At 66.8% G+C, this 8748-nt stretch carries 8 protein-coding genes; 7 read left to right on the forward strand and 1 reads right to left on the reverse strand.

Annotated features, from left to right (window positions below; all coding sequences use genetic code 11):
- Window positions 1-3: 3 nt before the first annotated feature.
- From ACFYY1_RS36020 to ACFYY1_RS36030, 3 genes are all read left to right on the forward strand, one after another.
- Window positions 4-828, forward strand: a complete 825-nt coding sequence (locus tag ACFYY1_RS36020) for an aldo/keto reductase (protein WP_388593175.1) — start codon at window positions 4-6, stop codon at window positions 826-828.
- A 187-nt stretch (window positions 829-1015) separates the two neighbouring features.
- Window positions 1016-1354: a hypothetical protein gene (locus ACFYY1_RS36025; protein ID WP_388593178.1), complete on the forward strand. Its 339-nt coding sequence runs from the start codon at window positions 1016-1018 to the stop codon at window positions 1352-1354.
- A gap of 397 nt (window positions 1355-1751) precedes the next feature.
- Window positions 1752-2219, forward strand: a complete 468-nt coding sequence (locus ACFYY1_RS36030; RefSeq protein WP_388593181.1) for a MarR family winged helix-turn-helix transcriptional regulator — start codon at window positions 1752-1754, stop codon at window positions 2217-2219.
- Between the two features lie 440 nt (window positions 2220-2659).
- Here the strand turns inward: ACFYY1_RS36030 and ACFYY1_RS36035 are convergent, their stop codons facing one another.
- Window positions 2660-3781 (reverse strand): PucR family transcriptional regulator, encoded by a 1122-nt coding sequence (locus ACFYY1_RS36035; RefSeq protein WP_388593184.1) that lies wholly within the window; start codon window positions 3779-3781, stop codon window positions 2660-2662.
- A gap of 310 nt (window positions 3782-4091) precedes the next feature.
- Between ACFYY1_RS36035 and ACFYY1_RS36040 the strand changes: the two genes are divergently transcribed.
- The 4 genes from ACFYY1_RS36040 to ACFYY1_RS36055 all read left to right on the forward strand — a co-directional run bounded on the left by ACFYY1_RS36040 (window position 4092) and on the right by ACFYY1_RS36055 (window position 8604).
- Window positions 4092-4646: a hypothetical protein gene (locus ACFYY1_RS36040; protein ID WP_388593186.1), complete on the forward strand. Its 555-nt coding sequence runs from the start codon at window positions 4092-4094 to the stop codon at window positions 4644-4646.
- 992 nt (window positions 4647-5638) lie between these two features.
- The gene (locus ACFYY1_RS36045) at window positions 5639-6019 is read left to right on the forward strand and encodes a peptidase inhibitor family I36 protein (RefSeq protein WP_388593189.1); all 381 of its coding nucleotides are present in this window, start codon (window positions 5639-5641) and stop codon (window positions 6017-6019) included.
- Between the two features lie 1404 nt (window positions 6020-7423).
- On the forward strand, window positions 7424-8029 hold the full coding sequence (locus ACFYY1_RS36050; RefSeq protein WP_388593190.1) for a GPP34 family phosphoprotein: 606 nt from the start codon (window positions 7424-7426) through the stop codon (window positions 8027-8029).
- A gap of 332 nt (window positions 8030-8361) precedes the next feature.
- Window positions 8362-8604 carry a hypothetical protein gene (locus ACFYY1_RS36055; protein ID WP_388593192.1) on the forward strand — a complete coding sequence of 81 codons (243 nt, stop codon included), beginning with the start codon at window positions 8362-8364 and terminating at the stop codon, window positions 8602-8604.
- Window positions 8605-8748 lie beyond the last annotated feature (144 nt).

The following is an 8748-nucleotide window of genomic DNA, read 5'->3' on the forward strand; positions in this document are numbered from 1 at the left end:
ACCATGACCACCATCCCCACCGTGAAGCTGAACAACGGCGTCGAGATCCCCCGGCTCGGCTTCGGCGTCTTCCAGGTCCCCGACGACCAGACCACCGCCGCGGTGAGCTCCGCGCTGGAGGCCGGCTACCGCAGCATCGACACCGCCGCGATCTACGGCAACGAGACCGGCGTCGGCCGCGCCCTCGCCGCTTCCGGGATCGCCCGCGACGAGCTGTTCGTCACCACCAAGCTCTGGAACGCCGACCAGGGCTACGACACCACCCTGCGGGCCTTCGACACCAGCCTCGCCAAACTGGGCCTGGACCACCTCGACCTCTACCTGATCCACTGGCCGACCCCGGCCCGCGACCTGTACCTCGACTCCTGGAAGGCCATCGAGAAGCTCGTAGCCGAGGGGCGGATCCGGGCAGCCGGCGTGTCCAACTTCCAGCCGGCCCACCTCCAGCGGCTGCTGGACAACAGCGAACTCGTCCCGGCGGTCAACCAGATCGAGCTGCACCCCGGCCTCCAGCAGAGTGAGCTGCGCACCTTCCACGCCCAGCACGGCATCGCCACCGAGGCCTGGAGCCCGCTCGCCCAGGGCGCAGTCCTCAGCGACCCGGCGATCACCGCGATCGCCGACCGCACCGGCAAGTCCCCCGCCCAGGTCGTCCTGCGCTGGCACCTCCAGCTCGGCAACATCGTCATCCCCAAGTCGGTCACCCCCGCCCGCATCCGCCAGAACCTCGACGTGTTCGACTTCCAGCTCACCGACGAGGACATGGCCGCAATCGCGGCCACGGACCGCGACCTGCGCACCGGCCCCCACCCGGACCAGTTCAACTGAGCCGTACGTCCGAGCCGGTACACCGTCACCGATACGGCTCCCGAACCGTACGGCCCGGCCCGTTCACCCCACCGCCCCGTTCCGGGCAGACCGCCCGGCACGGGGCGAGCGCCTGCCCGCCACACCGATGTGCGGGCAGCTTCCGCACTCGATGGGCGAGCCCCGCCGCCCCAGAAGGCCCGCACGGATGCTGGGGCGGCCCAGGCACGAATCGGGCACGGCCCGCCGCCGATGGGCCGCCACCACCCCTGGCGAGGTACTCGCGGTGAACTGCGTGCTGCCCGGACCGACGATGAGCGACGGTGTGCTGGCCATGTTCGACGAGCTGTATCCCGGTCTCGGCCCCGGTGAGCAGGAGCGGCGCTACCTGGCCGGGAACCGTGCGTCCGCGTCCCTGCTCAGATGCCTGATCCGTCCCCATGAGGTGGCCAGCATGATCACGTACGTGGCGTCGGAACAGGCCTCGGCGACCACGGACAGAGCCCTCGACGCCAACGGCAGACTCGTCCCCACGATCGTCCTCTGAAACGGGCATACGACACGGCGCCGGCACCCGTGCCGGAGCGCTCACACCCGACGCACGCACGGGGTGATCCACGGTGCCGGACCGCTGCGTCCGGTCCACGCTCCTCGACGCGTCCGGCAACACGGTCGGGAGCGCGGTCGGGAGCGCGCGCCCCGGTACAGGCCATTGCAGACGGCAAATCCGACGCACGCGGCGTTCCAGGACGCGGTGCGCCGTCGTCGGCGCAGACAGGCGAGCGTCGTGCGGGCGTCTTCGGTTGCAAGCCCTTGTGCCAAGTGAGTACGAGCTCGCAGCCGACGCACGGATGATTGCATTAGCTGGATATGAGCCATAGCCAATATTTCACACCATGGTCTATCCTGTACTCAAGCCACACTCGGAAGGAGACCTGGACCCCGTGACTGCCACAGACCCCGCACTCACCGCCCTCGCCAGCGGATGGGGTGCTCTCTCCCTCCTGCACAGCAAGATCGAGGCACGCATCGAGCGTGCCCTGCAGTCCGGGCACGACCTGAGCGTCCGCGAGTACGCGCTGCTCGACGTGCTGAGCCGCCAGCACGACGGCGAGGGCGGACATCTGCAGATGAAGCAGGTCGCCGACGCGGTCGTGCTCAGCCAGAGCGCCACCACCCGCCTGGTCACCCGCCTGGAAGACCGCAACCTGCTCGCCCGATACCTGTGCCCGACCGACCGGCGCGGCATCTACACCGACGTCACCGAAGCCGGCCTGAAACTCCTGGAAGAAGCCCGGCCGACCAACGACACCGCCTTGCGGAAAGCCCTCGACGAAGCCGCCGAGAACCCTGAACTGTCCTCGCTGGTCAAGGCCGTAGAAGCGGTGGAAGCCCCGTCGCAACGCCCGTAGGCCCGGGGCAACCCGACCACCTTCCCGCACGACCGGCCACAGCAGTGCACGAGGACGGCACGGCCACTGGTCGGACGATGACCAGGTCACACGCGGCCCACACCCCGTCCGCGAACGCCCACGCACCGCCGGAGCCCCGCTCTCGGCGCACTGGCCCATTTCCCTCCCCCTCCCTTTCCCTCTCTCCCCTCGCAGAGCCGAAGACGGGAAACAGCGCCATCGCGGCCGGAAAGCCCGGCGCGGCCGGAGTGGGGGGGCAAAGGTCGGCGGAGCCGCAGACAAGCTCGCGGAGCGAGCCTCCCCCCAGCGATCGCACTGGTTGTCGCCGGGCAGAGCACGCGGCCCAAGGAAATACGGGGCCTGGTCGTTGTTCCACTCATCGGGAAGGCACGGTCCGCGGTGCCCCGCCCGGACCCGACCTCGGTACGTACACCTCTCCCTCAGCCACCGGCAACCTCGGACGCCGCCAACTCGGCCGAGGAAAGCGCCATACGACGAAGCATCAGCACCAGCGTCGCCATGAAACGGTCAATGGAATCCCCCAGGTCCCAGTCCATCTCGGCTTCCACATGGGTGAGCCGACTCGCCACCGTGCTGTGATGGACGTGCAGTTCGGCGGCGGTTCGCCGAAGTGAGCCGTAAACACAGAACGCTTCGAGTGTGTCCACGTCCTGGGCACCCGACGCTGACGCGGCAAGGGCGTTGATGCGTGCAACACCGCGCGACTCCAGCAGGCGTTCAAGGGGTACGTCAGCGAGCAGGTCCAATGGGCCGAGCCGCCCGAATGCCACCGCGCGCCGTCCATACACGGTGGACGAGGCGAACCGCAGGGCCCGGCGGGCCTGCATCCACGACGTGGGTGCGGCGTGGGCGCTCACACGCTCGCCGATGCCGATCCATGGTCCGCGACCGCCACTCGAACGCTGTGACGCCGGGTGTTCGTCAACGATCGCCGCATGCAGAGCGTCGCAGAGTCGGCGGCTCCCGTAGGGCGCCTGCATCAGAATCATGGTCAGGTTCCCGATCGTGACCGAGCGGACGAACCGACCCGGGCACGTAAGTTCGAGCAGCTCTACAACAGGGCCTGCGTCCTCCGCGTATATGGCCAGCACACGTAGATCCTTACCAGGGTCGAGCCCCAACAACTCGACGCCCCGGACACGGTCCTCTCGTCGCTCCTTGTCGGACAGGATCACCTCGATCATCGCCGGGTCACTCAAGCGCAGATCGGCTCTCGATACAGATGTGAGGTCCACCATGCGCAGCGTGTGCCGCAGTCGGTCCAGCAGGACCGGGTCCAGGGCGTGATCGGCTCCGGTACGTTCGATCCATACCTTGAGATCTTGCGTCATCGGGCCGTGCGGGCCCCTGCTGTCAAGCAGATCACCCAGCGCGTTGTACCGGATGACAGCGCCCGAGGGCCAACGACTGCCGACGCTGCACTCCGCGAGTACGGCCGCGGATCGCACGACGGTGTCCGCGTCCGCCGCGGACTCTCCGAGCTCGTCGAAGTACGAGATGATCTGCATCATCGATGCCGGGTCGGCTCCCAGTTCGGACATTCTTAGCTGCTCATGCCTCATCTGTGACCTGTTCCCTCATGGCAGTCCGCCGACGCCACCTTGCCGCCCGGTCCCGCAGCGTAGTGAGCCCTTTTCGTCCTGAAAAGCGGTCGTCGCCGATGGTCCGCGCGCGGCCCGGCATCCAGCCACCCGACAAGAGTCGGGCGCTCCGTCGGCATCCTCCGACGGCCGTCTGATGTGAGTCCAACGCGACCGGGTCACAATCGAGGCTCCGAGGTCGGATCAGCAGAAATCACGTGGACCATCGGGTAGAAATCCCCATCCCTGCTACGGAACAGGACCTCAAGTCATGCCTGTTGTCGACCCGAATCGTACCTGGGCACCGCTTGAAGAGCGTCTGGCAATCACGACAGACAAACGGCACCGGGTGGTACTGAAAGCGGTCATCGAGCATATGAAGGCCGAGGCGGCAGCGGACCTCGACCGACTGATGGCAACCCTGAGCCCCACACCCGCTTACCACTTCTGGTCCGAGGGCAACGACACCGGACCGAAAGGCACCAACGGTGTGCGAACGTTCTACTCGGCCTTCGTCGCGTCCAAGAGCAACGTCCTTGAATACGCCCTCGACCGACTGGTTCTCGATGATCACTGTCTGGTGACCGAGGGGTTCCTGAAGCAGATCTATCCCGGCTCGTACGCTGCGCAGCTCGGATTCCCGGTCGACGACGAATCCGCCGACTACCTCATCGTGCACCGCCAGCTGCTGCTGTGGCCCGTCGACGAGAACGGGTTGATCCAAGGCGAGGATTCCTACAGCACCGGACCTGTGAGCATCACGAAGCTGTCGCTTGAGGAGCTCCCACAGCAGTACATCGATCTCGTCCACAGTTCCGTCGACTGACCCGGCCGAATCGCTACCCGGACCAGGAATGAACACGGTGGTCAAGGTCAGCGTCCTGCATGAGCACTGACGTGGCGTCATCCACTCCGCCACTCCCTTGCCCGGGCCGGCCCGCCCTCATCCGGGTACACAGCGGGTCTGCCCGGGGGACGTCAGGCGCGGTGGACCACGTCGACGCCGCCCATGACGATCTCGCACACCATGCCCGGGATGCGCCCCGGGTCCACGGCGAGCACGTCACGGGAGAGCACGACAGGTCGGCGGCCTTGCCCGCCGTGAGTTAACTTTCCCTGTTCGCATAGAAGTTGGCGCGCATCGAATCCATGGTGCAGGCATGGTTCGCGGTCTCGATTCCTGGCCCGGGCCGACAATCTCCGACGCGCAGCAGCACGGCTGCATGCGGGTCACCACGCCCAGTTCGGCGAAGCGTGGCACCTTGGTGTAGCAGCACTGTGGGCCGTACGGCCGCCGTTCCGTCGGCCTTCCCCGTATCAACGGCCGAATCAGCCGACCCCGCACCAGGGGGCGGTGCTGCGGCAGGCGGGCGTTGCATCAGCGCCCAGACCAAGGGGCGGCGATACCGGTGGCAGCCTGGGCCGCCGCGCCGCCCAGCTGCCCGGCATCAGGACTGTCCAGCAGCCGGAGTTCGGACACACCTGGCAAACGCCGGGCCCTGAGCGAAGAGGTGTACCTCCGGTCGGCGGCGGCGATGGTGAGGCAGGCCAGGTCCATGGTGAAGGCGAACAGGAGATCGGGTCGCCGAGGCCGGCGACTGTCCGTTTAACGGACCAGAGTTGCCCCTGAGGAGGCGCCGGAATATCACCTGTTCGTGTTGACCGGCGCCACCACTTGAAATCCATAGGAGCCTCAGAGATCAAGAGGAGAAACATTTCTTCGGAGAAAGTACCGCCCCGAGTGAGTATTGCCAGCCGGTCTGATGCATTCCTACGCTGCCCACGGTTGACTTCATGGAAGATGAAACGGAGAAAAGCATGGTCCGATTCAGAAACTTCTCGTCGCACCTGTGGGCCGCTGCGGCCGTCCTGGCGTTCACCGCGGGCACCGCATCCATGACCGCGAACCCCGCAGCAGCCGACTCCGACCAGTGTCCGTCCGGATCCTTCTGCGTATGGGAGCAATCCAGCTACCGGGGCGACTTCCGGCACTACACCTCGTCGAACCCCAACGTCGGCGACTACATGAACGACCGCATGACCTCGTACTGGAACCGCACTGGGAAAACGGTCAGCGTCTACGAGCACTCCAACTACGTCGGATGCATGATCACGATCGCGCCGGGCAAGTCCGAAGCGGCCGTGGCCTCGCACTTCAATGACAAGATGACCTCTCTTCGCATCGGCAGCGGCTGCTGAGACCGGCCGAAGACGACGGCATCCACCGGACCGGAACCCGCACCGGTGAGCTCCCTGTGAACCCCTTGAGCCCCAGCCCGAACCGGGCTGGGGCTCTCCGGCTGTTGTGGTCCATGACAGATCTCGTGGGACAAGATGTCGCCGACGGTCAGCCGATGAGCGCCTAGGGCCGCCACCTGACCGGCTCGGGCGGCCCGAGGGCCTTGTGTGTACATCCAGCCAGCAGCCCGCCGGAAACGTTCAGCCCGGCCGGTTCGACTGAGTCCGCCGGGCAAACCATGGCCCCGCTGTCCGTGGATGCGCCCGTGGACGGGATCGACCAGATGGATCACGTTGGCCATGAATCCGGCCAAGCCGTCGTCCTATGTGGCGCCCCTGAAAGGCTGGGCGCCCGGCCCGATGTCGTGACGGGAAGTCATGGCCGATCGGGTGTCACAGAAGCCGTGATCTGTCGGCCGACCAGTCGTGCAGGAAGCGGATTTCGACCGACCGCCGAAAATCTCGCCGAGCATCCGCTGCATTCCCACTCATCCGCACGGCGCCCTACGCGTGTGTGCAGGCGTGCCTACGTACACGCCAAGGCTGTCCTGTGAACCGAAAATAGGAGTTATGAAATTCCTCCGGCCATTACTTGATGCAGACAGAAATATGCCGATGCCGAGAGCGTCGGCCTGCAGGCCACGCGTGCGCACCCAAAAGAATCTCCTGAGAGGATTCCCACCATGAGGGTCGTAGTGATTGGCGGCACCGGACCTATCGACTCAAAACTGGTCGCCAAGCTCACGTCGGCGGGGCGGTGGAGATCGCTGGCCCCGATACCCTCCGGCTGGACGAACTCATCCGCAAAGACCTCGCGGCGAAGAACGGCCCGCGAACCGTGACCGATCCGCGCGCCACGTACTTCGGCACCGAACTAGAGGAGACCACGCTCCTGCCCAGCCCCGAAGCGCAGACCGGCGGCACCCGCTTCAGCAAGTGGCTTACCCAGCAGGCACGAGCTCTCTTGGCATGCCCCGACAGAGAGAGACGCCCCTCGACGTTCCGGTTCAGGAGATCCTGGCCGCGAGCACAGCGGACGAAGGCCTTGGTCCGTGGTGGGTACTGGCCCTGGGAAACGAGCCCTACGTAGCACATTGCTACATGGAAGCTACTTTGAGTATGTGAAAGATCCTAGCCAGACGCGTGCCTGGTGGCGGGCGGCGGCGCGGGTGATGGTCGGTCGGGTCGATGGGCGGGGTTTCCGTTGCTGCTACCGCCCCTGCGCTGCGCATCAGCTTCCCCCATCGCATGGTGGGTGGAGGGGGCACGCCGCGTCGGCTACGAGAGCCCGCACCGGCGGACGGTGCCCGACCCGGACGGGAGCGGCGGCGTGTCGTGGCCGGTGCGTCTGATATGGAGTCCGACATGACCACACCCAGGGACCTGCTGATCGCCGCTTTGGATGTCTCCTCCGGCCGTTCCGTCGAGCAGGGTGACCTCTCGCTGGCCCTTGCGGGCGCGGAACTCATCGACCTCGTCGTCTGCGGAGCCGTCGCCCTTGACGGTGATCGGATCGTGCCAGGCCCGCAGCAGGCCATGGACGATCGGCTGCTGGACGCGGCCGTGTCGTTGCTCGCCCGGGAGGCTCCGTACGAGTCCGTCGAGGACTGGCTGTGGCGGCGAGGCCGTGGCCTGTCCGAGACCTATCGCACCGCGCTGGAGGCGGAGGGGACGATCACCCGGCAACGGCACCGCTGGATTCCCCGCAGGCTCGACCGGACAGCGCCGGCCGACTTGCCGTCCCGTCGCCACGTGGCCGAGCGCTGGACGTCCGGCGAGCCCGTCCTCGCGGGCCTCGCGGCTGCCGTGGGGGTCCACGACGAGCCGCCCGCCGACTTCGAGGGTCCCCATGCCGACGCGCTCGTCACCGTACTGGTCGCCGTCAACGAAGCAGTGACAGAACTCGCAGCCGTGCGGCAACAGCGGCAGATCGAAGAGGCCGCCTTCGACAACATCTGGCGAGAGCCGTGACGGGGGCGCGGGACGGCGAGTTCTCCGGTGCACGGGCACCGGGACCGGCCGACTCGCAGCAGCAGCCCGTCACCCGCCGGGGTCCTGGGAACAAGACCGGTCCGGACAGGGACCGACTCCATTCATCGACCCCAGCGGTGTGAGCGACCGCGAGCCACCGAGGATCAGCGTCTGGAATGGTCCGGGGCAGCCGTCGGACGGAGGAGCCATAGGCCCTGCCTTGGAACTACTCGACGATCCGGGCGGAACCGCGCAACGGGGCCTCTGGGCCACGATCGGCAACCCCCCGGATCAACCTGATCGACGAACGGTTCGTAGCCGACCTCATCGCGTTGCTCGACGCCACTGAGGCCCACGGCGGTGTGCGGGGCATCGTCTTTCGCAGCGGGGACCCCGACTTCTTCATCCCGTATGTCGACCTTGAGCGGATCAACGAGTACACGGCGGTGGCGGCAACGTCCTGCGGGTCCGACGACAGCAGCCTCGGCATTCTGTTCCGCAGGCTCAGCGAGGCGCGCCCCGTGACGATCGCGGTCCATGCCCGGCGCCTCGTGGCAGTGGCCTCGGACAGATGATGTGGGTGCTCAGTCGACTGGTGATCGGCGGGTCGGCAGAAGTGGCCGTCTCAGCTTGGCGTTTATCCTCGGCGGGCTTCGTGTTCCTTGATGGTCTCGGCGCGTTTGACGGTCTTGCCGACGTCGTGGCGCTTGGCGCGGTGT

It is taken from the genome of Streptomyces sp. NPDC001890, assembly GCF_042891445.1.
GTDB lineage: Bacteria > Actinomycetota > Actinomycetes > Streptomycetales > Streptomycetaceae > Streptomyces.